Source organism: Nocardioides epinepheli, from assembly GCF_037936805.1.
In the GTDB taxonomy this organism is placed as follows: domain Bacteria; phylum Actinomycetota; class Actinomycetes; order Propionibacteriales; family Nocardioidaceae; genus Nocardioides.
This window is the reverse complement of record NZ_JBBMMC010000019.1, coordinates 40,411-64,853: the sequence shown is the minus strand read 5'-3', so window position 1 is coordinate 64,853 and position 24,443 is coordinate 40,411. Positions and strand designations below refer to the sequence as shown.

Sequence of the window (24,443 nt, the reverse complement as noted above, 5' to 3'; positions counted from 1 at the left end):
CAGCCGCCGGAGGATCCCATGCGCCACACCCACCGTTCTCGTCTCGCCGTCACCGCCGTGATCGCGGTCGCCGGGCTCGGCCTCGCCGCCTGTGGCAGCGACGACGGCGAGTCGGGCGGCACGAGCGGCGACGCCGAGTCGATCGCCGCGGTCATCAAGGGTCTCGACAACCCCTTCTTCCAGCAGATGGAGGCCGGCATCAAGGACGGCGCCGGCGACCTGAAGGTGAACGTCCAGGCTGCGAGCAACATCACCGACACCACCGGCCAGCTCGACAAGCTCAACAACGTCGCCACCCAGAACCCCGGCTGCGTGATCGTCAACCCGATCGACGGCACCAACCTGGTGCAGGGCATGGCCCAGCTCGCGGCCAAGGACATCCCGATCGTCAACATCGACTCCCCGGTCGACGCCAAGGCCGCAGACGAGGCCGACGCCGAGCCCGACACCTACATCGGCACCAACAACGTCGACGCCGGCACCATGGCCGGCGAGCACATGGCCAGCCTGCTTCCCGACGGCGGCAAGGTCGCGGTGATCGGCGGCATCGCCGGCGACGTCACGAGCAACGACCGGATCGAGGGCTTCACCACCGGCGCCGGCGACGGCATCGAGGTGCTCCCGACCGTTGCGGCCAACTGGGCCCGCGACGAGGCGCTCACCCAGGCCGCCACCATCCTGCGCGCCAACCCCGACCTGAAGGGCTTCTTCGTCGCCAATGACGACATGGCCCTCGGCGTCGCCCGCGCCGTGTCCGACGCCGGCCGCACCGGCGAGGTCGACATCATCAGCGTCGACGGCGTCGAGGACGGCCTCAAGGGCGTCGAGAGCGGCGAGCTGTCGGCCGTCGTGGCGCAGTACCCCTACGCGATCGGTGAGATGGGCGTGAACGCCTGCCGTGCCGCCATCGCCGGCAAGGACCTCCCCGACGACGTCACCGCCCCGGTCGCGCTGGTCACCGCCGACAACGTGGCCGACGCCCTGAAGGCCGCGCCGGCGCCGTTCGAGGAGTACGACGACCCGTTCGCGGACCTGGTCGAGTGACCATCCCCGCGACCACCACCAGCAGAGAGGTCTCGTGATGTCCGAGGCAACCGCATCACCCGCACGCGGCTCGACCGGCGGGCCCGACACCGATCGGCGCACGCAGCGCGCCCCCTTCGAGATCGGCGTCCTGGCCGACTGGGCGGCGCCGATCGGCCTGGTCGTCGTGCTGGTCGTCTTCACCGTGTTGAAGCCGAGCTTCTTCAGCATCGACAACATCGAGGGCATCCTGACCGCCTCCGCCGCGCTCATCGTGCTCGCGGTCGCCCAGACCTTCGTCGTCGCCACGGCCGGCATCGACCTGTCGATCGCGTCGGTGATGACGCTCGGCATCGTCGTCCTCGGCCAGCTCTACAAGGCCGAGTTGCCGCTGGCGGTCGCGATGCTCGGCGCGATCGTCGTCGGGCTGCTGGCCGGACTGGTGAACGGGATCCTGGTCGCCTTCTTCAAGATCACCGACTTCGTGGTGACCCTCGGCATGCTGTCGGCGGCGTCCGGGCTCGCCCTGATCCTCTCCGACGGCCAGCCCGTCCAGGTCACCGAGCGGTTCTTGTTCACCATCTCCCTCGACGGGATCTGGATCGTCAGCTGGATCGTCGTGGTGGCCCTGGTGATCGCGGTGATCGCCTACCTGGTCCTCTTCCGTACCCGGTTCGGCACCCACGTGCTGGCCACCGGCGGATCGCCCGAGGCCGCCACCGCCACCGGCATCAGCACCGCGCGGGTCAAGATCGCGGTCTATGCGATCGCCGGCTCGCTCGCCGGCGTCGCCGCGATCATCGTGGTCTCCCGGCTCGGCTCGACGCCGCCGGCACCCAACACCTCGTACCTGCTCAACTCCGTGGCCGCCGTCGTGCTCGGCGGGGTCAGCCTGTTCGGCGGGAAGGCGAGCATCTTCGGCCCGGTGTGCGGTGCGCTGCTGCTCACCGTGCTGGTCAACGGGCTCACCACGCTCAGTGTCTCCGAGTACTACCAGCCGTTGTCCGTCGGTGTCGTCGTCGTGGCGGCCGCCTACCTGATGAGGTTCCAGAAGTGAAACTCGAGAAGGCTCCCAGCCAGACCCAGACGACGACGCCCCTGCTCGAGGCCCGCGGAGTCTCCCTCTCCTTCGGCAACGTGCGCGCCCTCGTCGACGTCGACGTCACCGTCGCCCCTGGCGAGGTCACCGCGCTCGTGGGCGACAACGGCGCCGGGAAGTCGACGCTGGTGCGCTGCTTCTCCGGCGTCCACGCGCCCGACTCCGGCGAGATCCTCTTCGACGGCAATCCGGTTCGCTTCCCCAGCCCGGAGTCTGCTCGCGAGGCCGGAATCGAGACCGTCCACCAGAACCTCGCCCTGGTCGAGGACCTCACGGTGTGGCAGAACCTGTTCCTCAACCGCGAGCACACCCGGTTCGGCTTCCTGGACCGGCGCCGGATGCGGCGCGAGGCCCAGAAGATGGTCTCCGAGCTCGCCGTGAACGTGCCTCAGGTGACCTCCAAGGTCCGCCGTCTCTCCGGTGGGCAGCGGCAGGCCGTCGCGATCTGCCGGGCCGCGGGCTTCTCCTCCCAGCTGGTGATCATGGACGAGCCGACGGCCGCCCTCGGCGTCCAGGAGACCGCGCGGGTCGAGGAGCTGATCGTCCGCCTCAAGGACGAGGGGCACGCGGTGCTTCTCATCAGCCACAACTTCGACCAGGTGATGCGGCTGAGCCAGCAGGTGTGGGTGATGCGGGCCGGCCGCTGCGTCGCCGGACGTCGCACCGACGCCACGACCGGTCAGGAGATCGTCGGCCTCATCACCGGCGCCATCCAGGACTGACCGGCCAGTACCGACCGGCCAGTACCGACCGGCCAGGACTGACCCCGCGCAACCTCCGCGCGCCCCGACTCGTTCCCGAAGGGACCCCCCATGACCGACCCGTCCACCCGCACCAACCCGTTGGGCGTCCACGCCCTCGTCTGGGTCGGGGGCACCGGCCCCGACGACGTCCGCACCGCGGTCGAGAAGACCAAGGCAGCCGGCTACGACCTGCTCGAGCTCTCCCTCCACGACGCCGTCAACCTCGACACCGCCGCGGCCCGGGCGGCCCTCGAGGAGGCCGACCTCGCGGTCGCCTGCTCGCGCGGCCTGGCCTTCGACGCCGACGTGTCCAGCACCGACGCCGCCACGGTCGAGCGGGGCGAGAAGCTCCTGCACGACTCGCTCGCGATCACCGACGAGCTCGGCGGCAAGCACTTCACCGGCGCGCTCTACAGCGCGCTCGGCAAGTACGGCGCCCCGCTCACCGACCAGGGCCGGGCCAACGTCGTCCGGGTGCTCGGCGACCTCGCCGCGGAGGCGGCCACCCGCGACATGACCCTCGGGCTGGAGATCTGCAACCGCTACGAGACCAATGTCATCAACACCGCGGCCGACGCGCTGCGACTGGCCGACGACATCGGCGCCGACAACGTGACCATCCACCTCGACACCTACCACATGAACATCGAGGAGGACTCCCTCGATGCGCCGGTGCGGCTCGTCGGCGACCGCCTGGGCTACGTGCACATCGGCGAGAACCACCGCGGCTACCTCGGCCAGGGGCACATCGACTTCGACGGCTTCTTCGCCGCGCTCGCCGAGATCGGCTACACGGGCCCGATCACCTTCGAGTCGTTCTCCTCGGCCGTGGTGTCGCCGACCCTGTCCAACGACCTGGCGATCTGGCGCAACCTGTGGGACGACGGGATGGACCTGGCCACCCACGCCCGCCGCTTCATGGCCGAGCGACTCCCCGGCCGGCCCTCCTGACATGACCGACGCACCGGTGGTCGCGCCCGCCCTCGCCGACGGCGAGCTGGCGGCGCTCCTCGACCGAGCCCGGGCACTCGGCGCCTCTCGGGAGCGCCGAGTGCTCGGGATCGCCGGTGCGCCGGGCTCGGGCAAGTCGACTCTCACCGACGCCCTGCTCGCCGGGCTGCGCGGCGTCCCCCCGGTGGGACGCGGCGCGGACTGGGTCGCGCACCTGCCGATGGACGGCTACCACCTCGCCGACGAGCAGCTGGCCCGCCTCGGACTGCTCGACCGCAAGGGCGCGCCCGAGACGTTCGACGTCGACGGGTACGTCGCCACGCTGCAGCGGCTCCGGTCGGGGGCGTCCCGTCCGGTCTACGTGCCGGGCTTCGAGCGCGAGCTCGAGCAGCCGATCGCCGCCGCCCTGGTCGTGCCGCCCGAGGCCGACCTCGTCGTCACCGAGGGCAACTACCTGCTCCTCGACGACGGGGGGTGGGAGCACGTCCGCGGCGCTCTGGACGAGATCTGGTTCGTCGACGTCGACCAGGAGCTGCGCATCGCGCGCCTGATCGCCCGCCACGTCCGGTTCGGCAAGAGCCCCGAGGCCGCCCACGAGTGGGTCCACCGCAGCGACGAGGCCAATGCCCGGCTGGTCGAGGCCGCCCGGGCTCGCGCCGACCTGGTGGTCCGGTTGGGCTGAGCGGAGACGAGGGAACCCTCAGGACCCCTCGCCGACCACCTCGAGCCGGACGCCGTCGGCGAGCCGGTACGGACCGGTGACGACCAGCGCACCGACCGCGCGCCGCAGGCGGGAGACCTCGGCGCGGGCGGTGACGACGTGGTCGGTGTCGCCGTGCATGAGCACGCTCAGCGCGGCGGCGTCCGCGCCGGCGGGTCCCGCGGCGGCCAGATGGGTGAGGATCTGCACGTGCCGACGGGTCAGCGTGGTGCGCCAGGATCGCTCGCCGCCGGTGACGTCGAGGACGCCGTCGGGTGCGAGGCGGGCGGTCACCGAGACCGGGCTGGTGCTCGGGCGGATCAGCCACCCGTGCGCGATCCGCTCCGGCACGCACAGGCCGAGTCCGGGCACCGCGATCGGCCGGTCGGCGCTGGGCACCTCGATCCGGTCGCGGGCGGCGAGCCCGACGTGATGGGCGACCCAGCCGTGCTCGTCGACCACGAGCAGCGGTCCGCTTCCCTCCAGCGGCGCCGCCTCCCGGCGCAGCCTCTCGAGGCCGTCTTGATGGTGACGCCACAGCGACGCCTCGGCGAGCCGGACCGCACTCTCGACGAGCGAGCCGAGGGCCGGGTGCAGGGTGAACGCGGGTCCGCTGATGTCGACCACGCCGAGCAGGTCGCCGGTGCGGGGGTCGTGCAAGGGGTAGGCGGTGCAGTACCAGGGATGCTGTTGCTGCTCGTAGTGCTCGGCCGAGAACAGCTGCACCGGAGCGGCCTCGGCCAGCGCGGTGCCGATCGCGTTCGTGCCGACGCACTGCTCGGTCCAGGTGGCGCCCTCGACGAAGCCCAGTCGGTCGGCCTGGGCGCGCACCCGGGCGGCGCCCTCACGCCACAAGATGATGCCGTCGGCGTCGCACACCACCATGAGGAACAGCGAGGCGTCGGCGACGGTGGTGAGGACCCGGCGCAGCTCATCGACGACCAGCGAGAGGGCCGAGACGTGACGGCGGCGCTCGATCTCCTCGGTTGGCAGCGGGTCGCGTGCGTTGACGCCGTCGGGCGCCAGTCCGATCGCCATCACCCGCGACCACGATCGGGCGACCACGGGCCGTGGACGCGCGTCTGGACGCAGTCCGCCGAGGACGGCGTCGCGGACCCGGCGCAGCTCGCGGGCGCGCACCGACAGGTCGGTGCCCGGCTCGACCGCGCCGTAGGACGACATCGGCTCTCCTCACCGACTCGGGCGCCACGTGGCGCCGATCACATTGTGCTACTCCATCGTCGGTGATCGAAGGTTGCGGGCACGTTGGTGCAATCTCGTGCAACGCTTCCGCCGGACGCCGTCGACGATGTGTCCTGGCTCACATGACCCAGACGATCGATGCTCCCGTCTCGACCCTCTCGCCCCAGGAGCGGGCCGCCATCTGGTTCGCCTCGTTCGAGGCGGCCCTCGCCGAGCGCGACGTGGCTGCCGCCGCCGACCACTTCGCGACCGCCAGCTTCTGGCGTGACCTGATCGCCTTCACCTGGAACATCTCGACGGTGGAGAATCGCGACGGCGTCGCCGCCCGTCTCACCGAGACCCTCGACCGGGTCGACCCCACCGGATTCACGGTGTCCGAGCCGCCCACCGAGGACGACGGCGTCGTGACCGCGTGGTTCGAGTTCGAGACCGCCGTCGGGCGCGGTCGCGGGTTGGTGCGGCTTCGCGAGGAGGACGGTCGCGACCGCGCCTGGACCTTCCTCACCACGCTGTACGAGCTCAAGGGACATGAGGAGCCGCGCGGAGTCCGCCGTCCCGCCGGCGCCGAGCACGGCGCCTCGCGCGACCGGACGACGTGGCTCGAGCGCCGTACCGCCGAGGACGAGGCCCTCGGCGTCACCGAGCAGCCCTACGTCCTCGTCCTCGGCGGCGGCCAGGGCGGCATCGCGCTCGGCGCCCGGCTGCGTCAGCTCGGCGTCCCGAGCCTCGTCATCGACAAGCACCCGCGCCCCGGCGACCAGTGGCGCAACCGCTACAAGAGCCTGTGCCTGCACGACCCGGTCTGGTACGACCACCTGCCCTACCTCAAGTTTCCCGACAACTGGCCGGTCTTCGCCCCCAAGGACAAGGTGGGCGACTGGCTGGAGTCGTACGTGAAGATCATGGAGGTCCCGTACTGGTCCTCCACGGTCGCGACCTCGGCGACCTGGTCGGAGGAGGACCAGGAGTGGACCGTCCAGATCGAGCGCGACGGCACCCCGATGACGCTGCGCCCCAAGCAGCTGGTGCTGGCCACCGGCATGTCCGGCAAGCCGAACCAGCCCGTCGTTCCGGGGCAGGACGTGTTCCGCGGCGAGCAGCATCACTCCTCGGCCCACCCCGGCCCGGACGCCTACCGCGGCAAGCGCTGCGTGGTGATCGGCAGCAACAACAGCGCCTTCGACATCTGCGGTGCCCTGTGGGAGCACGACGCCGACGTCACGATGGTGCAGCGCTCCTCCACCCACATCGTCAAGAGCGACTCCCTGATGGAGTACGGCCTCGGCGACCTCTACTCCGAGCGAGCACTGGAGGCGGGGGTGACCACCGAGAAGGCCGACCTGATCTTCGCCTCCCTGCCGTACCGGATCATGCACGAGTTCCAGATCCCGGCCTACGAGAAGATGGCCGAGAAGGACGCCGACTTCTACTCACGGCTGGAGGCGGCCGGCTTCCGGCACGACTGGGGCGACGACGGCTCCGGCCTGTTCATGAAGTACCTGCGCCGCGGTTCGGGCTACTACATCGACGTCGGCGCCGCCGAGCTGGTCGCCGACGGCGAGGTGAGGCTCGCCCAGGGCCAGGTGTCCCACCTGACCGAGGACGCCGTCGTCCTCGAGGACGGCACCGAGCTGCCCGCCGACCTCGTCGTCTACGCCACCGGCTACGGCTCGATGAACGGCTGGGCCGCCGACCTGATCAGCCAGGAGGTCGCCGACAAGGTGGGCAAGTGCTGGGGCCTCGGCTCGGAGACCACCAAGGACCCCGGGCCGTGGGAGGGCGAGCAGCGCAACATGTGGAAGCCGACCCAGCAGGACGGCCTGTGGTTCCACGGCGGCAACCTGCACCAGTCGCGCCACTACTCCCTCTACCTCGCCCTCCAGCTCAAGGCCCGCCACGCCGGCCTCGACACCCCGGTCAGCGAGCCGCAGGAGGTCCACCACCTGGCCTGATCCTCGACCACCAACCCGTGCCGGTCTCCCATTTGCGCTGACCCGTCCGCTATAGCTGACGGGTCAGCGCAAGATGGGCGGTGACCCGTCCGCTATAGCTGACGGGTCAGCGTCGTGGGGGGAGTGAGCGGCGGACGACGTGGGCCGAGAGCCGGAAGCGGCGGTCGTCGTCGCGGGAGGTGCCCTGGCAGGCGTAGGTGGTGCCGTCGTCGCAGACGGTGCGGGTCGAGGCGTTGGCGAAGGTGATCGTGACGACCTTGGTGGCTCGCGCGGAGAACCGCACGCGGGCCTGTCCGGCGCCGGTGGGGTCCAGACGGATCAGGCGCCGGTGCAGGCGGCCGTCGGCCCGCTTGACCGTCAGGTAGGCCGCCGAGCCGCGGTGCGTCGCTGGAGCGTCGATGTGCACCTGGAGGCGCCAGCCGGCGTCGCGCAGCGAGCGGTCCGGGCGCAGCCGCACCGAGCGCGAGCTGAGGTGGTCGATGCGGGCCTTGAACCGGGTGCGCGGTTGGGTCGTCGACAGCAGCCGGGAGGCGACCGGCGCCTTGGGATAGGCGAGCCCTTCCGGGTAGGTCGCGCCGGGAATCGTGTTGCCGGCGGAGTAGGCGGCGAAGATCCGGGGGAGTCCGCCGTGGTCGGCGAGCACCCGGCGCAGCGCCTGGGTGGAGTAGTCGTTCGGCAGCCCGCCTCCGGTCCCTGCCCGCTCCCACACCTGACGCACCACGTCGGCGCCGAGCCGGTCGGCGACGAACTCCCAGAAGGTCCAGTTGCCGTAGTGGGCGTACCCGCTGGTCTCGAACAGGTCCAGCGGCACCCTCGGACGTCCGAGCTGGCCGTAGCGCAGGTAGGCGCGGTTGTCGTCGACGGCCGGGGCGAAGCGCTCCTCCATCCAGGTGGCGGTCGACTCCAGCAGCCACGGGTCCTCGCCGAAGTCGTAGGCGAACTGGATCGCGTGGAAGAACTCGTGGGCCGCGGTCACCTTGAGCGTCTGCTTGGGGGCCCGGCCGAACTGGCTGCGCGCGAAGTCGTTGTCCAGGACGCAGAAGCCGCTGGCCTGGAGCGGCTCGCCTGCGACGCGACGTTCGGGGGCGCAGTAGCCGTAGACGCCCTTGCTGCCCAGCTCCTTGAGGTAGACGTCGAACTTCGCGTTGCCGCCACGTAGCCCGTCGGTCGCCGGACGCCGGTAGCCGAGGGTCCCGATGTGGTGACGCCAGACCTGGCGCATCGCCCGCAGCGTTGTGCGTGCCCATTCGCGGGTGGCGGCGTCGTCGGTGCGCTCGACCCAGTGCACGCAGATGTTGGCGCCGCACATCCGCTTCGAGCGGGCGGAGTAGCCATCGGCGAACGGATCGCGGACGCCCTCGGTGGGGCGGGCCAGCAGACCGCCGGCGAACTGGTTGCCGAGCATCCCGAGCCGGGACTTGGCGGCGAACAGGTCGCGCAGCGCGAGGGTCGCCTCGGGCCGCCGGTCGGGTGTGCCGGTGCCGTACAGCGCCTCCGTGGCGCGCGAGAGGACCGCGGCGCCGTCGCCGTCACGCGAGAGCGTGGCTGGTCCCGGCGCGGCCGGATCGGGTGCTGCGGGCGCGGCCGCGGGGAGGGCGAGGACGGTGGCGATCGCCAGGGCGAGCGCGAGCAGGAAGGAGCGATGGCGCATGTGGGGAAGACTCCGAGTCGGTGGGGAAGTTGCCGGTTCGGGGGAGCGGGTCGAGCAGGTGCCGCGGGTGGGCTAGGGGCCAGAGGCGATCTTCTCGATCAGCGCGGTGGTGGAGATCGCCGGCGTGCGCGGCAGGTAGACGACCTCGCAGATGTCCTCGAACTCGTCGAAGCGACCGGCCCAGTCATCGCCCATCACCAAGACGTTGGCGCCGTGCTCGAGGATGTAGTCGCGCTTGAGCTCGAGGCTCTCCTCGACGAAGACGGCGTCGACCGGCTTGAGCGCGGCCACGATCGCGAGCCGCTCGTCCTGGCTGAACACGGGCGCGCGGCCCTTCTTGCGCTGGTTCAGCTCGTCGGCCGAGACCCCGACGACCAGCCGGTCGCCGAGTGCGGCGGCCCGCTCGATCACCCTGAGGTGACCGACGTGGAAGACGTCGAACGTCCCGAAGGTGATGACGGTACGGCGCTCGGGCATGGGGGCCAGTGTTCCACGGGAAGAGCGCCAAACTGCGCAAGGATGGTGCGATGCCGACCACTGTGTCTTCCGAGCTCCAGGCGCCGAGGATCCCCATGCTCGCCGGAGACCCCGAGGCCGACGCCCGCCGTCGACGTGCCCTGCGACGGATGCGGACCGTCGCGCTCGGCCTGCTCGTCCTCGCCGCCGTCGTGTTCGTCGCCACCCTCGACCGCGACGGCTTCTGGGGCTTCGTCAACGCCGGCGCGGAAGCCTCCATGGTCGGCGCGATCGCCGACTGGTTCGCCGTCACCGCGCTGTTCCGCCACCCGCTCGGACTGCCGATCCCGCATACCGCCCTGATCCCGAAGCGCAAGGACGACCTCGGGCGCGGCCTGGAGGACTTCGTGGGGGAGAACTTCCTCCAAGAGGAGATCATCCGGGACCGGATCGCGGCGGCGTCGATCTCGGCGCGGCTCGGCGCCTGGCTGGGGGAGGAGGCCAACGCCCAGCGGGTGGTCGACGAGGCCGCCGACCTGGCCACGATCTTCCTCGACAAGGTCCGCCCCGAGCACATCGAGGCGCTGGTCACCGAGGCGCTCGTGCCGCGCTTCCGTGACGAGCCGATCGCGCCGCTGCTGGGCAGTCTGCTCGCCGAGGCGGTACGCGACGACGTCCACCACGGGCTGGTGGACCTGCTCTTCGCCGAGCTGCACGAGTGGCTGCAGCAGAACCCCGACACCGTCCAGGCGGTGCTGGTCGAGCGGGCCCCCTGGTGGGCGCCCGACACCCTCAACGAGCGGGTCTCGGCGCGGGTGCACCGGGAGATGGTGCGGTGGGTGGGCGACATCCGCGAGGACCCGCAGCACCGGGCGCGGCTGGCGCTCGACTCGATGCTCGCCCAGCTCGCCCAGGACCTGCTCGAGGACCCCGCGACCCAGGAGCGCACCGAGCGGCTCAAGTCGCGGCTGCTGGAGCACCCTGCCGTCGTCACGTCGGGCATCTCGCTGTGGCAGGCCCTCCAACGGGCGCTGCGCACCTCGTTGGAGGACCCCAATGGCGCCGTGCGCACCCGCCTGCTGAGCGAGGTCTCCCAGTTCGCCGAGCGGCTGCGCACCGACGCCGCGCTACGACTGCGACTCGACGGCCTGGCCGCCGACGCCGCGGTGTTCGTCGTCGAGCGCTACGGCCGCGACCTCACCGCCGTCATCACCCACACGATCCAGCAGTGGGACGGTCGTGAGGCGGCGGGCAAGATCGAGCTGCACGTGGGCCGAGACCTGCAGTTCATCCGGATCAACGGCACCATCGTGGGCGGACTCGTGGGGGTTCTGATCCACACGATCGCGGTGGTGATTCACTGATCCCATGGCAGATCCCGTGAACGTCCCCATCGAGGACTCCTCGATCAAGCTCGGCCAGTTCCTCAAGCTCGCGAACCTGGTCGAGTCCGGCTCGGACGCCAAGCAGCTCCTCACCGCCGGCATGGTGCGGGTCAACGGCGAGCCGGAGACCCGCCGCGGCCGTCAGCTGGTCAACGGCGACCTGGTCTCGGTCGCGGCGCAGTCGGCGCGGGTGAGCGACGGCAGCACTCCCGACGACTTCCCCTGGTAGGGGCCCCGGTAGGGCTTTGCGCGAGCCGGCTCAGCGCACCTCGAGCAGGTCGACCACGAAGATCAGCGTCTCGCCGGGCTTGATCACGCCGCCGGCGCCGCGGTCGCCGTAGCCCAGGTGGGGCGGGATCACCAGCTGCCGGCGTCCGCCGACCTTCATCCCCTGCACACCCTGGTCCCATCCGGAGATCACCTGGCCCACCCCGAGGCGGAACTGCAACGGCTCGCCCCGGTTGTAGGAGGCGTCGAACTCCTCGCCGGTGGAGTGGGCGACGCCGACGTAGTGCACCTTCACGGTCTGGCCGGCGGCGGCCTCCGGGCCATCGCCCTCGACGAGCTCGGTGACCACCAGGTCGGCGGGCGGGTCGAAGTCGGGAAAGTCGATCTCGGGCTTCTCCATGATCCGTAGCCTAGCGAGCCTGGGTTGCTGCTCCGGTGGCGGGATTTCCCCGGTCGACCGGGGATCTCTGAACTTGGGGGCCGATATATCGCCCGACAAGTTCAGGCTTTGGCCGCCCAGTCGGGGGCTGGCGCTGTGCCCGGTGGGGGAGACGGCGCCGCCCTCGCGGACTCCGAGGGCCGATCGCGGCGGCTACCGCCTGGGCGTCAGCCACCCTGAGTCGCCGGCCCGGCGAGGACTGGACGGCCGAAACCTGAACCTGGAGGCCGGGATCCCGGCCCCCAAGTTCATACTTCCCCGGTCGACCGGGGAAATCCCGAGAGCCGAGAGCAGACGCGGGCGATGGGGGACGCGGTCAGGACTGGTGCACGTAGGAGTCGAGCTGATCGCGCTCGAACTCCAGCTGCCCGATCTTGTGCTTGACGACGTCGCCGATCGAGACGATGCCCACCAGGGAGCCGTCCTCGACCACCGGGATGTGGCGGAAGCGGCGCTCGGTCATGGTGGCCATGACGTCGTCGAGGTCGTCGTCGGGGGCGGCGGTCTGGACCTCGGAGGTCATGATCGCGTCGACGGTGTTGTTGATGACGGTGCCGTCGTGGTGCAGGTGGCGCACGACGTCGCGCTCGCTGACGATCCCGTCGAGCGAGGTGCCGTCGGCGCTGACGATCAGGGCGCCGATGTTGTGCTCGGCGAGTCTCGCGATCAGCTCGCGGACGCCGGCGTCCGGCGTGATGGTCACGATCTCGTGACTGGGCTTGGCCGCCAGGATCTCACCGATGCGCATGGGCAGAAGGTAACGCCAACCTCATCCGGTGACCAGGGTCAAAGGTCGGAATCCTCGGTCGGTCTCGGTCTGCGGGCACGCAGGTCGCTGACCGAGCCGATGCCGGGGGCGGGCCAGTCGGCGTCGGCGGCGTGGTCGTCGGGCAGTCCGCCGAGGAAGGAGAGGGCGGCGTCGTGGAGGTGGCCGTTGGAGGCCACCACGTTGCCGCCCCACGGGCCGTCCGAGCCGTCGAGGGAGGTGAAGCGACCGCCCGCTTCGCGCACGATGACGTCGAGGGCGGCCATGTCGTAGACCTGGAGCTCCGGCTCCGCGGCGAGGTCGACGGCGCCCTCGGCGAGCAGCATGTAGGACCAGAAGTCGCCGTAGGCCCGGGTGCGCCAGCAGCGGCGCGCCAGGGACATGAAGTCGTCGAGTCGGCCGCGCTCCTCCCAGCCGTGGAAGGAGGAGTAGGACATCGAGGCGTCCTCGAGGCGCCGGACGTCGGAGACCTGGATCGGGGTCGCCTTGAGCAGCGACCGCCCGGTGTAGGCGCCGCCACCCTTGGACGCCCACCACCGGCGCTGCAACTGCGGGGCCGAGACGACGCCGAGCACCACCTCGTCGTCGACGGCCAGCGCGATGAGCGTGGCCCACACCGGGACGCCGCGCACGAAGTTCTTGGTGCCGTCGATGGGGTCGATGATCCAGCGTCGTTGCGAGTGGCCGCTGGAGCCCTGCTCCTCGCCGGTGATCGCATCGCGTGAGCGCACCCGCGAGAGGGTCCGGCGGATGCCCTCCTCGACCGCCTGGTCGGCGTCGGTGACCGGCGTGAGGTCCGGCTTGCTCATCACGTGGAGGTCGAGGGCCTTGAATCGGGCATTGGTGAGCGAGTCGGCGTCGTCGGCCAGCACGTGGGCGAGGCGGAGGTCGTCGGTGTAGTCGGGGTGCGCCACGAGGCTCACCCTATGGTGTCGCAGCGCGACAGAGCAGAGCGCTGGCTGCTGTGGGTCCCGGTCGCTGTTGGTCCCAGGTGGTTGAATCATCATCTATGGAGATCAACGGGCTGCCGCTCCACGCATTCGTCGTGCACGCGGCGGTGGTGTTCGCGCCGCTTGCGGCCCTTGCGGGTCTGCTGTACGCCCTCGTGCCCCGATGGCGCGACTGGCTGCGCTGGCCACTGGCAGGCCTGGCCGCCGTAGCCCTCGTGGCGATCTGGGTGTCCTACCTCTCCGGCGAGGAGGTGGAGGAGGCCAACCCGACCTTCTACACCGACCCGACGCGGCACGAGATGCTCGAGACGCACCAGTCGCGCGCCGGGATCCTGAGGCTCTCGGTCACCGGGTTCGCGGTCGTCGCGTTCGTGGCCGCATGGTTCCACACCCGCTCCGGCCCGACCCGCGTCGTCCTCTCTGTGCTGCTGGTCGCCACGGCAGCCCTCACCTTCGTCTACACGATCCTCACCGGCGACGCCGGTGCGCAGCTGAAGTGGGCCGGCTACCAGAGCTGAGACGCCGCAGTCGCAGGCTGAGCACCTGACGGCTCGCTCGATCACCGTCCACGCACCTTCGCTGCGCTCAGGTGCGTCAGTACTCGCTGACGCTGCGCGCGGCGAGCAGCCGCCGGAACGAGGCCACCCGGTCGGGGTCGGCGAGGCCGGCGGCCATCGCCTCGTCGAGTCCGCACTCGGGCTCGTCCTCGCCGTGAGTGCAGCCGCGGGGGCAGTCCTCGGTCATCTCGTCGAGGTCGGGGAAGGCGCCGATCAGGTCCTCGGGCTGCACGTGGGCGAGCCCGAACGAGCGGATGCCGGGGGTGTCGATGATCCAGCCGCCGTCCACGGAGGAGGCGCCGTCGGGCAGCGGCGGGAGGCGAAGCAGGTAGGCCGAGGTCGAGGTGTGCCGACCGCGGCCGGTGACCGCGTTGACCAGGCCGACCTCGCGGTCGGCATCGGGCACGAGCGCATTGACCAGCGTCGACTTCCCGACGCCGCTGGAGCCCACCAGCACGCTGGTCTTGCCGGCGAGGTGCTCGCGCACCTCGGTGAGGTCGCCGCCGCGGCGGGTGACCACCCACGGCACGCCGAGCGAGCGGTAGGTCGAGAGCAGGGACTCCGGATCGCGCAGGTCGGCCTTGGTCAGACACAGCAACGGCTGCATGCCGGCGTCGAAGGCGGCCACCAGCGCGCGGTCGATCAGCCGCGGCTGCGGGTCCGGGTCGGCGAGTGCCGTCACGACCACGAGCTGTGCGGCGTTGGAGACGATGACCCGCTCGACCGGATCGTCGTCGTCGGCGGTGCGCCGCAGCGTGGTGGTCCGCTCCACGACCTCGACGATGCGAGCCAGGCTGCCCTCGGCACCCGAGGTGTCGCCGACCACCCGCACGCGGTCGCCGACGACGACGCCCTTGCGGCCCAGCGGGCGCGCCTTGACCGCGAGCACGGTCGCGTCGTCGACGAGGAGGGTGAATCGCCCCCGGTCGACGGTGACGACGACGCCCTCGACCGCGTCGTCGTATGTAGGTCGTTCCTTGGTGCGTGGCCTGGTCCGGCGGCGCGGGCGCTCGTAGTGCTCGACGTCGTGCTCGGAGTAGCGCCCGCTCATCGGGTCCTGCTCACGCGCCCGAGACGGTGCGGGTCCAGAACCCGGCGAAGTCGGGGAAGGTCTTGCCGGTGGTGGCGATGTTCTCGACCAGGACGCCGTCGACGGCGGCACCGATGATCACGCCGGCGTGCGCCATCCGGTGGTCGGCGTAGGTGTGGAAGACGCCGCCGTGCAGGGGTGCGGGCCGGATCGAGAGGCCGTCGGGATGCTCGGTGACCTCCGCGCCGAGGGCGCCGAGCTCGGCGGCGAGGGCCGCGATGCGGTCGGTCTCGTGGCCGCGGATGTGCGCGATGCCGCGCAGGTGCGAGGGGCCGTCGGCCAGTGCGCACAACGCGGCGATCGCGGGCGTCAGCTCGCCGACGTCGTGAAGGTCGAGGTCGACGCCGGCGAGGCGCTCGGGCCCGGTGACCTGCAGTCCGTCCGCGGTGCGGGTGACCGCGCAGCCCATCAGGCTCAGGATCGAGCGCAGCTCGTCGCCGGGCTGGGTGGTGGTCTCCGGCCAGTCGCGCACGGTGACCGTGCCGCCGCTGAGCGCCGCCAGGGCCAGGAAGGGCGCGGCATTCGACAGGTCGGGCTCGATGACCCGGTCGACCGCCCTGATCGGACCGGGCGCCACCGCCCAACGGTTGGCCTCGGAGTCGTCGACCTCGACGCCGTGCTCACGCAGCACCGCCACCGTCATGTCGATGTGGGGGAGCGAGGGCACCGGCTTTCCGTCATGTCGGACGTCGATGCCCTCCTCGTAGCGCGCACCGGCGAGCAGCAGGGCGGAGACGAACTGCGAGGACGCCGAGGCGTCGATCACCACGGTGCCGCCGCGCACCGACCCGGCGCCGCGGATCGCGAACGGCAGCGCCCCGCGCCCGTCGTCGTCGACCGTGACGCCGATCGACCGCAGCGCCAGCAGCACCTCGCCGATCGGGCGGCTGCGCATGTGCGGATCGCCGTCGAAGGACACCGTGGCGGACGACAGCGCCGCCACTGGCGGCACGAAGCGCATCACGGTGCCGGCCAGTCCGCAGTCGATCGCGGCGTCCCGGTCGAACGGTCCAGGCGAGACGATCCAGTCCTCGCCTGTGGTGTCGACGTCCGCGCCGAGCGCGGTGAGGCCGCCGGCCATCAGCAGGGTGTCGCGCGAGCGCAGCGCGCGACGGACCACCGACGGACCATCGGCGATCGCGGCGAGCACGAGCGCCCGGTTGGCCAGCGACTTGCTGCCCGGGAGCGAGACCACCGCCTCGACAGGATCGTGGACCCGAGGAGACGGCCACGGATCCTCGGGTGCCGATGCCAAGGGTTAGGAGACCTTCGCCTTGGCGATCTTGGCCTCCCGCTTGGCGGTGGCGGCCAGCGTCTTGGCCTCGCGGCGGGCGTCCTTCGCGGCGCGCCGTGCACGCCAGGCGACACCGGGCTTCCCGTCGGTGTCGCCGGCGGCGATGATCGCGCCGCCGAGCAGCGAGGCGTTCTTGAAGAACTGGAGCCGCTGGGCGTTCTTGCCCTGCTCGGTGGTCTCGGCCCAGAACGCGTGCCCCGCGATGGTGGTGGGCACCAGCGACGCGGCCAGCGCGGTCGCGCCGAGCCGGGGTGCCTTGCCGGTGGCCAGCGCGAGGGCGCCGGCGATCTGCACTCCGGCGTTGATCCGCACCAGCAGGGCGGGGTCGTTGGGCAGCGGCACGCCCTTGCTCTGGGCGAGCGGGACGACCTTCTCGGTGAAGGGCTTGGCCTTGGCGGCCACGGCGGGGGTGTTCCGCAGCGCGCTGATGGCACCGACGATGAAACCGGAGGCCAGGAGCGGGCGGGCGATCAGACGGCTGAGACTCATGGACACCAACCTATGCGATCCACCGATCCGGCGCTCCACCTGCCGGAGTGGAGCGCTGGAGTCGCCAGGGCTCGGCCCGGTCGCGTCCGGAGCGGGCGCCGGATCGCCGTCGCGACTCGCACGCGATGCCCGCGCGAGGCATCGCCGGTCCCCGGCGGCCCCTAGGATCGGACCCATGTGCGGGAGGTACGCGTCGAGTCGGACCACCGACGACCTCGTGGAGGAGTTCGACGTCGCCGAGACCCGGGTCGAGGAGCCCCTCGAGCCCGACTACAACGTGGCCCCCACCAAGGACGTCTACGCGGTCATGGAACGGCCGCCCTCGCGCGAGAGCGAGGAGCCGCCCGAGCGGCAGTTGCGCGTGGTGCGATGGGGCCTGGTGCCGTCGTGGGCCAAGGACCCCGCCATCGGCTCCCGGCTCATCAACGCGCGGATGGAGACGGTCGCGCAGAAGCCGTCGTTCCGCCGGGCGTTCGCCAAGAGGCGCTGCCTGCTGCCGGCCGACGGCTACTACGAGTGGTACCAGACCGAGGAGACGACCAAGTCCGGCAAGCCGCGCAAGCAGCCCTACTTCATCCGGCCCGACGACCACGGCACCATGGCGATGGCCGGTCTCTACGAGATCTGGCGCGACCCCACCCGCGACGACGACGATCCGGCCCGGTTCCGCTGGACCTGCACGATCATCACCACCGACGCCGAGGACGACCTCGGGCGCATCCACGACCGGATGCCGCTGATGGTCGAGCCCGACCGGTGGGAGCGATGGCTCGACCCGGGCACCCCGGCCGACGACCTGATCGACCTCCTGGTGCCCGCCGCTCCGGGGCGCCTGGAGGCCTATCCGGTCTCCACGGCGGTCGGCAACGTCCGCAACAACGGCCCCGAGCTGATCGAGCCGCTGCCCCTGGAGGATGTCCCGTCGTGACCCACGTCGAACTGCTCGTCGAGACCCCGCACGGCGAGGGCCGCCTGGTCATCGAGCGGGCCCGCAAGCCGATCGCCACCCTGCTGCTCGGGCACGGCGCGGGCGCCGGGATCGACAGTCGTGACCTCGAGGCGCTGGCCGAGGCGCTGCCCCGCAACAACGTGTCCGTCGTCCGGTTCGAGCAGCCGTGGGTGCGGGCGGGGCGCAAGGTCGCCGGTGCGCCCGCCACCCTCGACGCCGCGTTCATCGCCGGCGCCGACAAGCTCCGCACCCGGACCCCGCTCGTGGTCGGAGGACGCTCGGCCGGTGCCCGCTCGGCGGTGCGGACCGCCAGACAGCTAGGCGCCTCGGGCGCGCTGGCCCTGGCGTTCCCCCTGCACCCGCCCGGACACCCGGAGAAGTCCCGGCTCGAGGAGCTGCGCCGCGCCGGCGTGCGCACCCTCGTCGTCCAAGGCGAGCGTGACTCGATGGGGCGCCCCGAGGAGTTCCCCAGCGCCGTCGACATGGCGGTCGTCCCGGGCGCCGATCACGGCTTCAAGGTGCCGGCGCGCGGCCCGATCTCGCAGGAGGGTGCGCTCGACATCGTCGTCGAGTCGACGCTCGAGTGGATCGTGCGCGAGGTCGCCGGCAACTGACCCGCACCGGGAATGACCGCGCCGCCGTCCGCGTTCGGTCCTATGTGATGGCAACGATGGAACGTCCCGCCGCCGCTGTGCGCGGCCCGGCGACCGGCGTGGTCGCTGGCGGCCGGGGGCTAGGCTGGGACCTGATGAGTGAGATCGAAACCCCCGTGGCCGACGACGTCGTCGACCTCGCCACCGAGACCGAGGCCGAGCGCTCGCTGCGGTTCGAGCGCGACGCGCTGCCCTTCCTCGACCAGCTGTACTCCGCCGCCATGCGGATGACCCGCAACCCGGCCGACGCCGAGGACCTGGTGCAGGAGACCTTCGCGAAGGCGTTCTCGGCCTTCCACCAGTTCAAGCCGGGCACCAACCTGAAGGCCTGGTTGTACCGGATCCTCACCAACACCTTCATCAACAACTACCGCAAGAAGCAGCGCCAGCCTCAGCAGTCGATGTCCGAGGACGTCGAGGACTGGCAGCTGGCGCGCGCGGAGTCGCACACCTCCACGGGCCTGCGCTCGGCGGAGACCGAGGCCCTCGAGCACCTGCCCGACAGTCAGGTCAAGGACGCCCTTCAGCGGCTCCCCGAGGAGTTCCGGCTCGCCGTCTACCTCGCCGACGTCGAGGGCTTCGCCTACAAGGAGATCGCCGAGATCATGGACACCCCGATCGGGACGGTCATGTCGCGGCTGCACCGGGGTCGACGTCAGCTGCGCGACATGCTGTCGGACTACGTGCGGGCCAACGACCTGCTCCCCGCCGGCACTGTGGAGGCGAAGAGCTGATGGGCACCCCAGAGCGGCACGACGACGTCGACTGCGCCGACTTCCTCGAGCAGATCGTCTTCCTCCTCGACAACGAGCTCGGAGACGCCGACTGCGTGGTCGTGCGCCGTCACCTCGACACGTGCAACCCGTGCCTGCAGAAGTACGACCTGCAGCGCACCGTGAAGGCGGTGGTCGCCCGCTCCTGCTCCGAGCAGGCGCCCTCGGACCTGCGTGACCGGGTCCGCATCCAGATCCGCCAGATCCAGGTCCAGATCAGCGAGGGCTGACCGGCCGCACCGGTCGGCCCGATCCGAGCGTCGATCAGACAGCAGAGACCCCCGGCACCGCGACTGCGGTCCGGGGGTCTTCGCGGTGCTACCGGGATAGCACTTCAGCCAAGTCAGCTGTTGGGGCGCTTGCCGTGGTTCGCGCCCTTCTTGCGACGCGCGCGGCGCTTGCGGCCGGTCTTGCCCATGGTGACCTCCTGGGTTCGGTAACGCTCCAGTCTCTCAGGCCCGCCGCGCCCCACGAAATCGGCCGCCACGACCCTCCCATCCACGCTGACCCGTCAGCCATAGCAGACGGGTCACCCTCGATCGTGCGCTGACCCGTCAGCTATAGCGGACGGGTCAGCGTGAATGGGGGAGTCAGAGGCGGGAGAGGAAGCGGTCGGCGTCGACGACGACGCGGGTGATCTCGCCGGAGGCGATGAGCTTGGCGTCGCTGCCGTGGTGGCGGGCGGCGACGCTGAACCGGTGCAGGCGCCCGTCGGCGTAGACCTCGGTGGCGACGACCTCGACCTCCCGGCCGACGGGGGAGGCCGCCAGGTGCTCCAGGGTGACGCGGGTGCCGACGCTGGTGGAGCCGTCGGCGAGCGTCGGCTCCAGCGCCGCGCAGGTCGCCGCCTCGCACCACGCGAGCAGCCGGGGAGTTCCGAGCACCGGCAGGGTGCCGCTGCCGACGGCGGCGGCGGTGTCGGCGTCGGTCACGGTGAACCGCAGGGTCGCCTCGATGCTCATCGAGCCTCAGATCCCGAACGTGGCGCGCGGATAAGCCGCCTCGACGTCGGTGATCACGTTGACCAGGTACGGGACGCCGGAGGCGAACGCCCGGTCGAGGGCCGGCCCGATCTGGCGTGGGTCGGTGACGGTCTCGCCCGCCCCACCGAGCGCCTTGACCACCTCGTCGTAGCGGGTGTGGGTGCCCAGGTCCGCGGCGACGTCGTAGCCGTAGAGCATCTGCATCGGCCCCTTCTCCAGGCCCCACGCGGAGTTGTTGCCCATCACCATCACCACCGGCAGGTTGTGCCGGACCAGGGTGTCGACGTCCATCAGGGAGAAGCCGGCGGCGCCGTCGCCGAGCAGCAGCACGATCTGCGACGACGGTCGCGCGATCCGTGCCGCGATCGCGGCGCCCAGCCCGGCGCCGAGGCATCCGTAGGGGCCTGGGTCGAGCCAGCCGCCAGGACGGCGCGGCTCGATGAACTTGCCCGCGAAGCTCACGAAGTCGCCGCCGTCGCCGATCACCACGGCGTCCTCGGCCAGGCGCGGGGCCAGTTCGCCGTAGATGCGGGCCGGGTGGATCGGGTCGGCCTCGGCGCTGAGCAGCGCGGAGTCCCGCTCGACGGCCGCCGCGACCGCGCCCTGGAGGTCCTCGACCCAGGCGCCCCAGTCGGGACGCTCGCCTCGCTGGAGCGCGGCCAGGACGCCGTCGAGCGCCGTGGTGAGGTCACCGGCGGCCGACGCCGCGAGCGTGGCGTGGGACGCGACCTGGCCGGGGGAGTCGGCGATGTGGACGACGGGTGTGGGGTCCTCGGGGTCACCGAAGACGCCGTAGCCCAGCCGGAAGTCCAGCGGCGTGCCGACGACCACGACCAGGTCTGCCTCCTTGAGGGCCTTCCCGCGCGCCTTGGTGACCAGCAGCGGGTGGCCGCCCGGGATCACGCCGCGGCCCATGCCATTGGTGACGGCAGGCAGCCCGGCGTCCTCGACCAGCCGGAGCGCGGCCTCCTCGGCGCCGTCGGCCCACACGTCGGTGCCCACGATGATCACCGGACGCCGGGCACCGGCCAGCAGCCCGGCGATCCGGCCCAGCGCGTCGCCGTCGGGCTCGACGGGGGCGGCGTCCGGCGTGCGTGGCGCGGGGCCCGAGGCGGTGTTGAAGAACTCGTCCATCGGGACGTCGACGAACACCGGCCCGCGGTGTGAGGAGCCGGCGACGTCGAAGGCACGGTCCATGCCGTCGAGGATCTGCGCGGCGGTGGGGATCGTGGTGGCGAGCTTGGAGATCGAGGCGACGATCGGCGGCTGGTCCAGCTCCTGCAGGCTGCCGGTACCCCAGCGGTTCTGCGGCGCCCGGCCGCCCACGACGACCATGGGGGAGCCAGCGAACTGCGCCTGCGCGATGGCGCTGACCCCGTTGGTGACGCCGGGGCCGGCGGTGAGGACGGCCAGGCCGGGCACCCGGGTGAGCTTCCCGGTCGCCTCCGCGGCGAACGCGGCTGTCTGCTCATGCCGGACGTCGAGGAGCCGCATCGGCGGATCGGCCTTCACCGCGCCGTCGTACATCGGGAACACGTGGGCGCCCGAGAGCGTGAACATCGTCTCGACGCCGTGGGCGCGGGCCACCGCGACCGCCAGCTCGCCCGCGTGTCCGGTGAGCTCGGCGTTGGGGTCCTCGGTCGAAGTCATGCTCCGACACTAGAGGTCGGATCGATCGATCAGGCGTTCGGTGGATCGAAGTAGTGCGAGTTCGTGACGCGCAGTGCACCGACCAGCACCAGCATGAGGTCCGCACGGGTGGAGGGCGGACGGCCGCCGAGCGCCAGCTGCAGGTACAGCGCACGCAGGAAGGCCTGGGCGTGCCCGGTGACCAGGAACGGGTCGGTCCCGTCGTCGGGCTGCTGCTGAGCGTGCTCCGCGATCCGGTTGATCCACGGCTCGACGACGGTGACCGGGACCTGGTTGCGGCGCAGCACGGCCATCGTGGCCGCGGCCAGCCGGTCCTCCTCGCCATGGCTGAGCGGCTGGGGGACCGGGGTGCAGAGCACGTCGGCGACGACGTCGAGCAGCACGGTCAGCTCCGGTGGGCCGAAGTGCGGGGACTGGGCGAAGACGCCGATCCCGTCGGCCCCGTGCGCGATGGCGTGGGCCCAGCCCTTGCCGGGCACGTAGCCGCGCAGGTCGCGCTCGCGCAGCATCCAGGTGACCAGGGCATCGCCCCACTGGAGGATCTTGCCGCCGAGGACGAGGGGACGGCCGTTGTCGCGTGTCACGCACTCGGCCAGGATCAGCGCGGAGAAGCTGCGCCGGAAGACCGTGTCGTCGTCGGTGCCGCCCAGGCCGATCTGGAGCCCGGCGACCATCCCGTCGCCGAGGCCGGCGAGCAGGTCGTCGTAGACGCCACGCTCGATCCAGGTGGCCAGCGTGGGGTAGGCCAGGGCGTCGCGGCGCTCGGGATCCGGGTCGCCGAGCATGACGGTGAGCTCTTCGGTCAGGTCGGCGATCGAGGCGTCTGCGGGGACCCGGAAGTCGTCGTCCTGCACCCGCTTCCAGTCCACCTCCACCACGGCGCACATCCTGCCAAAGGGTGGGACGTAAGGCCCATTCGGGATCGGATTCTGGTGCGGGTGGTGAGGGGGTGAACGGTGGGTCGCCCTAGGCTGCAGCGGTGCCGTCCTTCGCCGAGATCGTCCGCACCCACACCGATCTCCGGCCCGACGACGTCGCGTGGCTCCAACTGCTCCAGGCCGACTGGCAGATCATCGCCGACCTGTCCTTCGCCGACCTGGTGCTGTGGCTGCCCGATCGGGAGCGGTCCGGGTTCTGGGCGGCCGCGCAGATCCGGCCCACGACCGGCCCGACGGCCTATGTCGACGACATCGTCGGCTCCTACGTGCCGCGCGGTCGCCGGGTACTGCTGGACCAGGCGTTCGAGCAGGCGCGCACCGCGCGGGAGGGCGATCCGGAGTGGCGCGACGAGGTGCCGGTGCGGGTCGAGGCGATCCCGGTGGTTCGTGCCGGACGGGTACTGGGCGTGATCGGGCGGCACACCAACCTGCTCGGGGTGCGGACGCCGTCGCGACTCGAGCTCTCCTACCTCCAGACCGCTGCCGACCTGACCCAGATGATCGCCAACGGCCACTTCCCGGCGACCGGGCAGCGCAGCGATCACGCGGACTCCCCGCGCGTCGGAGACGGCTTCTTGAGGGTCGACGGCGGTGGCCACGTCGCCTACGCGAGCCCGAACGCGCAGTCGGTCTACCGCCGCCTGGGTCTCTCCGGCGACCTCGCGGGGCTGGTGCTGGCCGACCTGGTGCGCGAGCTGGTGCCGCCCCGGCGCCGCCCCGACGAGGAGACGCTGAGCGCGGTGCTCGGCGGGCGCGCCCATCGCGACGTCGAGATCGGCACCGACGAGGTGTCGCTGATCGTGCGCTCGATCCCGCTTCGCTCCCACGGCGAGCACATCGGGGCGCTGATCCTGGTGCGAGATGTGTCCGATCTACGGCGCCGGGACCGCGAGCTGGTGACCAAGGACGCGACGATCCGCGAGATCCACCACCGGGTGAAGAACAACCTGCAGACCGTCGCCGCCTTGCTCCGCCTGCAGGCCCGGCGGATCGACAACGACACCGCGAAGCTGGCCCTGGAGGAGGCGGTGCGTCGGGTCGGGTCGATCGCGATCGTCCACGAGACGCTGAGCCAGGCGGTCGAGGAGACGGTCGAGTTCGACGACATCGCCGACCGGCTCGGCGTGATGGTGACCGAGGTGAGCGCGCTGACCGGGCGGGTGCGGGTGCGCCGCGAGGGCACGTTCGGGGCACTGCCGAGCGAGGGCGCCAACACCTTGGCGATGGTGCTGACCGAGCTGCTGCAGAACGCCGTCGAGCACGGCTACGAGGGCCTCGGTGCCGACGAGACCGGCGAGATCCGGGTGGCGGTGGAGCGGCGCGGGGGGCGCAGTCTCGTCGTCGTCGATGACGACGGGCGGGGGCTGCCGCAGGGATTCAGCCTGGAGGGTTCGACGAACCTCGGCCTCTCCATCGTGCGCACGCTGGTCGAGACCGAGCTCGGAGGCCATCTCGCGATCGGACCGGGCTCCGGCGGGGGGACCCGGGTCGAGATCGACGTGCCTCAGGCGGGGACCTGAC

At 71.5% G+C, this 24,443-nt stretch carries 27 protein-coding genes; 14 read left to right on the top strand and 13 right to left on the bottom strand.

Translation table 11 applies throughout. The annotated features are described in order from the left end of the window. The first annotated feature begins 18 nt into the window (after window positions 1-18). From WMR31_RS20415 to WMR31_RS20395, 5 genes are all read left to right on the top strand, one after another. Window positions 19-1,044, top strand: a complete 1,026-nt coding sequence (locus WMR31_RS20415) for a substrate-binding domain-containing protein (protein WP_340540738.1) — start codon at window positions 19-21, stop codon at window positions 1,042-1,044. Window positions 1,045-1,081: 37 nt separating this feature from the next. After that, window positions 1,082-2,080 (top strand): ABC transporter permease, encoded by a 999-nt coding sequence (locus WMR31_RS20410; RefSeq protein WP_340540737.1) that lies wholly within the window; start codon window positions 1,082-1,084, stop codon window positions 2,078-2,080. Then, window positions 2,077-2,844: an ATP-binding cassette domain-containing protein gene (locus tag WMR31_RS20405; RefSeq protein WP_340540736.1), complete on the top strand. Its 768-nt coding sequence runs from the start codon at window positions 2,077-2,079 to the stop codon at window positions 2,842-2,844. The genes WMR31_RS20410 and WMR31_RS20405 overlap by 4 nt, the downstream gene beginning before the upstream one ends. A gap of 90 nt (window positions 2,845-2,934) precedes the next feature. Next, a complete protein-coding gene (locus WMR31_RS20400) occupies window positions 2,935-3,816 on the top strand; it encodes a sugar phosphate isomerase/epimerase family protein (RefSeq protein ID WP_340540735.1) in 882 nt (293 codons plus the stop codon). 1 nt (window position 3,817) lies between these two features. After that, the gene (locus WMR31_RS20395; protein ID WP_340540734.1) at window positions 3,818-4,498 is read left to right on the top strand and encodes a nucleoside/nucleotide kinase family protein; all 681 of its coding nucleotides are present in this window, start codon (window positions 3,818-3,820) and stop codon (window positions 4,496-4,498) included. A gap of 18 nt (window positions 4,499-4,516) precedes the next feature. Here WMR31_RS20395 and WMR31_RS20390 read toward each other — a convergent pair whose 3' ends face one another. After that, the gene (locus WMR31_RS20390) at window positions 4,517-5,698 is read right to left on the bottom strand and encodes a sigma-54-dependent transcriptional regulator family protein (RefSeq protein ID WP_340540733.1); all 1,182 of its coding nucleotides are present in this window, start codon (window positions 5,696-5,698) and stop codon (window positions 4,517-4,519) included. A gap of 143 nt (window positions 5,699-5,841) precedes the next feature. Here WMR31_RS20390 and WMR31_RS20385 point away from each other — a divergent pair, with 143 nt between their 5' ends. Continuing rightward, window positions 5,842-7,671, top strand: a complete 1,830-nt coding sequence (locus WMR31_RS20385; RefSeq protein ID WP_340540732.1) for a flavin-containing monooxygenase — start codon at window positions 5,842-5,844, stop codon at window positions 7,669-7,671. Window positions 7,672-7,777: 106 nt separating this feature from the next. On the opposite strand, the gene WMR31_RS20380 is transcribed toward WMR31_RS20385, so the two are convergent. Further along, the gene (locus tag WMR31_RS20380; RefSeq protein WP_340540731.1) at window positions 7,778-9,322 is read right to left on the bottom strand and encodes an MXAN_6640 family putative metalloprotease; all 1,545 of its coding nucleotides are present in this window, start codon (window positions 9,320-9,322) and stop codon (window positions 7,778-7,780) included. 72 nt (window positions 9,323-9,394) lie between these two features. Next, window positions 9,395-9,799: an FAD synthase family protein gene (locus WMR31_RS20375; RefSeq protein WP_340540730.1), complete on the bottom strand. Its 405-nt coding sequence runs from the start codon at window positions 9,797-9,799 to the stop codon at window positions 9,395-9,397. Window positions 9,800-9,849: 50 nt separating this feature from the next. Here WMR31_RS20375 and WMR31_RS20370 point away from each other — a divergent pair, with 50 nt between their 5' ends. Then, on the top strand, window positions 9,850-11,142 hold the full coding sequence (locus WMR31_RS20370) for a DUF445 domain-containing protein (protein ID WP_340540729.1): 1,293 nt from the start codon (window positions 9,850-9,852) through the stop codon (window positions 11,140-11,142). Window positions 11,143-11,146: 4 nt separating this feature from the next. Then, entirely contained in the window at window positions 11,147-11,392 is a 246-nt protein-coding gene (locus WMR31_RS20365) for an RNA-binding S4 domain-containing protein (RefSeq protein WP_340540728.1), read from the top strand. 30 nt (window positions 11,393-11,422) lie between these two features. Here WMR31_RS20365 and WMR31_RS20360 read toward each other — a convergent pair whose 3' ends face one another. From WMR31_RS20360 to hisN, 3 genes are all read right to left on the bottom strand, one after another. Beyond that, a complete protein-coding gene (locus WMR31_RS20360) occupies window positions 11,423-11,791 on the bottom strand; it encodes an FKBP-type peptidyl-prolyl cis-trans isomerase (RefSeq protein ID WP_340540727.1) in 369 nt (122 codons plus the stop codon). Window positions 11,792-12,146: 355 nt separating this feature from the next. Beyond that, window positions 12,147-12,578 (bottom strand): CBS domain-containing protein, encoded by a 432-nt coding sequence (locus WMR31_RS20355; protein ID WP_340540726.1) that lies wholly within the window; start codon window positions 12,576-12,578, stop codon window positions 12,147-12,149. A gap of 38 nt (window positions 12,579-12,616) precedes the next feature. Beyond that, window positions 12,617-13,510: a histidinol-phosphatase gene (hisN, locus tag WMR31_RS20350; protein WP_340540725.1), complete on the bottom strand. Its 894-nt coding sequence runs from the start codon at window positions 13,508-13,510 to the stop codon at window positions 12,617-12,619. Window positions 13,511-13,605: 95 nt separating this feature from the next. Between hisN and WMR31_RS20345 the strand changes: the two genes are divergently transcribed. After that, window positions 13,606-14,064 (top strand): DUF2231 domain-containing protein, encoded by a 459-nt coding sequence (locus WMR31_RS20345; protein WP_340540724.1) that lies wholly within the window; start codon window positions 13,606-13,608, stop codon window positions 14,062-14,064. A 76-nt stretch (window positions 14,065-14,140) separates the two neighbouring features. Here the strand turns inward: WMR31_RS20345 and rsgA are convergent, their stop codons facing one another. The 3 genes from rsgA to WMR31_RS20330 all read right to left on the bottom strand — a co-directional run bounded on the left by rsgA (window position 14,141) and on the right by WMR31_RS20330 (window position 16,976). Next, window positions 14,141-15,154 carry a ribosome small subunit-dependent GTPase A gene (rsgA, locus tag WMR31_RS20340; RefSeq protein WP_340540723.1) on the bottom strand — a complete coding sequence of 338 codons (1,014 nt, stop codon included), beginning with the start codon at window positions 15,152-15,154 and terminating at the stop codon, window positions 14,141-14,143. A gap of 10 nt (window positions 15,155-15,164) precedes the next feature. Beyond that, on the bottom strand, window positions 15,165-16,388 hold the full coding sequence (aroA, locus tag WMR31_RS20335) for a 3-phosphoshikimate 1-carboxyvinyltransferase (RefSeq protein ID WP_340540722.1): 1,224 nt from the start codon (window positions 16,386-16,388) through the stop codon (window positions 15,165-15,167). 63 nt (window positions 16,389-16,451) lie between these two features. Next, window positions 16,452-16,976, bottom strand: a complete 525-nt coding sequence (locus tag WMR31_RS20330) for a DoxX family protein (protein WP_340540721.1) — start codon at window positions 16,974-16,976, stop codon at window positions 16,452-16,454. A 175-nt stretch (window positions 16,977-17,151) separates the two neighbouring features. Here WMR31_RS20330 and WMR31_RS20325 point away from each other — a divergent pair, with 175 nt between their 5' ends. The 4 genes from WMR31_RS20325 (at window position 17,152) to rsrA (ending at window position 19,581) form a co-directional block, all read left to right on the top strand. Next, complete coding sequence (locus WMR31_RS20325; RefSeq protein WP_340540720.1) at window positions 17,152-17,904, top strand: SOS response-associated peptidase; 753 nt, start codon at window positions 17,152-17,154, stop codon at window positions 17,902-17,904. Beyond that, complete coding sequence (locus tag WMR31_RS20320) at window positions 17,901-18,539, top strand: alpha/beta hydrolase family protein (RefSeq protein ID WP_340540719.1); 639 nt, start codon at window positions 17,901-17,903, stop codon at window positions 18,537-18,539. Before WMR31_RS20325 ends, WMR31_RS20320 begins: the two co-directional genes overlap by 4 nt. 134 nt (window positions 18,540-18,673) lie before the next feature. Further along, entirely contained in the window at window positions 18,674-19,312 is a 639-nt protein-coding gene (locus WMR31_RS20315; protein ID WP_340540718.1) for a sigma-70 family RNA polymerase sigma factor, read from the top strand. After that, a complete protein-coding gene (rsrA, locus tag WMR31_RS20310; RefSeq protein WP_340540717.1) occupies window positions 19,312-19,581 on the top strand; it encodes a mycothiol system anti-sigma-R factor in 270 nt (89 codons plus the stop codon). Before WMR31_RS20315 ends, rsrA begins: the two co-directional genes overlap by 1 nt. Before the next feature lie 113 nt (window positions 19,582-19,694). On the opposite strand, the gene WMR31_RS22165 is transcribed toward rsrA, so the two are convergent. From WMR31_RS22165 to WMR31_RS20290, 4 genes are all read right to left on the bottom strand, one after another. Further along, complete coding sequence (locus tag WMR31_RS22165; protein WP_370249596.1) at window positions 19,695-19,769, bottom strand: 50S ribosomal protein bL37; 75 nt, start codon at window positions 19,767-19,769, stop codon at window positions 19,695-19,697. Window positions 19,770-19,941: 172 nt separating this feature from the next. Continuing rightward, window positions 19,942-20,313: a thioesterase family protein gene (locus tag WMR31_RS20300; protein ID WP_340540715.1), complete on the bottom strand. Its 372-nt coding sequence runs from the start codon at window positions 20,311-20,313 to the stop codon at window positions 19,942-19,944. 6 nt (window positions 20,314-20,319) lie between these two features. Next, entirely contained in the window at window positions 20,320-21,984 is a 1,665-nt protein-coding gene (locus WMR31_RS20295; protein WP_340540714.1) for an acetolactate synthase, read from the bottom strand. A 29-nt stretch (window positions 21,985-22,013) separates the two neighbouring features. Beyond that, window positions 22,014-22,862: a DUF2785 domain-containing protein gene (locus tag WMR31_RS20290; RefSeq protein WP_340540713.1), complete on the bottom strand. Its 849-nt coding sequence runs from the start codon at window positions 22,860-22,862 to the stop codon at window positions 22,014-22,016. 101 nt (window positions 22,863-22,963) lie between these two features. Between WMR31_RS20290 and WMR31_RS20285 the strand changes: the two genes are divergently transcribed. Continuing rightward, complete coding sequence (locus WMR31_RS20285) at window positions 22,964-24,442, top strand: histidine kinase N-terminal domain-containing protein (protein WP_340540712.1); 1,479 nt, start codon at window positions 22,964-22,966, stop codon at window positions 24,440-24,442. Window position 24,443: the final 1 nt, after the last annotated feature.

Coding starts and splice junctions, on each gene's coding strand:
- WMR31_RS20415 (WP_340540738.1), top strand. CDS start 19: ATGCGCCACACCCACCGTTCTCGTCTCGCCGTCACCGCCGTGATCGCG.
- WMR31_RS20410 (WP_340540737.1), top strand. CDS start 1,082: ATGTCCGAGGCAACCGCATCACCCGCACGCGGCTCGACCGGCGGGCCC.
- WMR31_RS20400 (WP_340540735.1), top strand. CDS start 2,935: ATGACCGACCCGTCCACCCGCACCAACCCGTTGGGCGTCCACGCCCTC.
- WMR31_RS20395 (WP_340540734.1), top strand. CDS start 3,818: ATGACCGACGCACCGGTGGTCGCGCCCGCCCTCGCCGACGGCGAGCTG.
- WMR31_RS20390 (WP_340540733.1), bottom strand. CDS start 5,698: ATGTCGTCCTACGGCGCGGTCGAGCCGGGCACCGACCTGTCGGTGCGC.
- WMR31_RS20385 (WP_340540732.1), top strand. CDS start 5,842: ATGACCCAGACGATCGATGCTCCCGTCTCGACCCTCTCGCCCCAGGAG.
- WMR31_RS20380 (WP_340540731.1), bottom strand. CDS start 9,322: ATGCGCCATCGCTCCTTCCTGCTCGCGCTCGCCCTGGCGATCGCCACC.
- WMR31_RS20375 (WP_340540730.1), bottom strand. CDS start 9,799: ATGCCCGAGCGCCGTACCGTCATCACCTTCGGGACGTTCGACGTCTTC.
- WMR31_RS20370 (WP_340540729.1), top strand. CDS start 9,850: ATGCCGACCACTGTGTCTTCCGAGCTCCAGGCGCCGAGGATCCCCATG.
- WMR31_RS20365 (WP_340540728.1), top strand. CDS start 11,147: ATGGCAGATCCCGTGAACGTCCCCATCGAGGACTCCTCGATCAAGCTC.
- WMR31_RS20360 (WP_340540727.1), bottom strand. CDS start 11,791: ATGGAGAAGCCCGAGATCGACTTTCCCGACTTCGACCCGCCCGCCGAC.
- WMR31_RS20355 (WP_340540726.1), bottom strand. CDS start 12,578: ATGCGCATCGGTGAGATCCTGGCGGCCAAGCCCAGTCACGAGATCGTG.
- WMR31_RS20345 (WP_340540724.1), top strand. CDS start 13,606: ATGGAGATCAACGGGCTGCCGCTCCACGCATTCGTCGTGCACGCGGCG.
- rsgA (WP_340540723.1), bottom strand. CDS start 15,154: ATGAGCGGGCGCTACTCCGAGCACGACGTCGAGCACTACGAGCGCCCG.
- WMR31_RS20330 (WP_340540721.1), bottom strand. CDS start 16,976: ATGAGTCTCAGCCGTCTGATCGCCCGCCCGCTCCTGGCCTCCGGTTTC.
- WMR31_RS20325 (WP_340540720.1), top strand. CDS start 17,152: ATGTGCGGGAGGTACGCGTCGAGTCGGACCACCGACGACCTCGTGGAG.
- WMR31_RS20315 (WP_340540718.1), top strand. CDS start 18,674: ATGAGTGAGATCGAAACCCCCGTGGCCGACGACGTCGTCGACCTCGCC.
- rsrA (WP_340540717.1), top strand. CDS start 19,312: ATGGGCACCCCAGAGCGGCACGACGACGTCGACTGCGCCGACTTCCTC.
- WMR31_RS20300 (WP_340540715.1), bottom strand. CDS start 20,313: ATGAGCATCGAGGCGACCCTGCGGTTCACCGTGACCGACGCCGACACC.
- WMR31_RS20295 (WP_340540714.1), bottom strand. CDS start 21,984: ATGACTTCGACCGAGGACCCCAACGCCGAGCTCACCGGACACGCGGGC.